The sequence below is a fragment of the Xanthomonas pisi DSM 18956 genome, assembly GCF_001010415.1.
Classification (GTDB): Bacteria; Pseudomonadota; Gammaproteobacteria; order Xanthomonadales; family Xanthomonadaceae; genus Xanthomonas; species Xanthomonas pisi.
The window spans coordinates 1-372 of record NZ_JPLE01000210.1 but is presented as its reverse complement, the minus strand read 5'-3'; the positions used below and the strand labels follow the sequence as shown (position 1 = coordinate 372).

1 protein-coding gene is annotated in these 372 nt (G+C 41.9%); it reads left to right on the top strand.

Annotated features, from left to right (window positions below; genetic code table 11):
- The first annotated feature begins 38 nt into the window (after positions 1 to 38).
- Entirely contained in the window at positions 39 to 365 is a 327-nt protein-coding gene (locus Y887_RS20520) for a hypothetical protein (protein WP_157004350.1), read from the top strand.
- Positions 366 to 372: the final 7 nt, after the last annotated feature.

The window sequence follows — 372 nt, the reverse complement described above, 5'->3', positions numbered from 1 at the left end:
ATCAGAAAATATTTCCGCACTAACAAAGGTCGCCTGAAATGAACGAAAAAGAGACGAAGCAACGCGAACGTGCAACACACGTCGGAATCGTTGAGTCCTTCCTTAATACAAGATTGAATTCAAGCCTGACAATCATGCGATTCCTGGGTCAACCAGACAGAATCAAATTTATTTTTGCCGCAAATCCGGTATCGCTGTACATCCCTGTTGAATCCATGGCGTACTTAGTGCGCGACGAGAAAGGATGGAAGATACCAAACACAACTGTTTTCTTCAGCCATGTTGATGGTGAGATGTTTGAACGAAAAGAAGATTGCCATTTTATTCCAGTATATCTGGACCTTGAAAGCGTAGTGGAGTTATAATGAACAT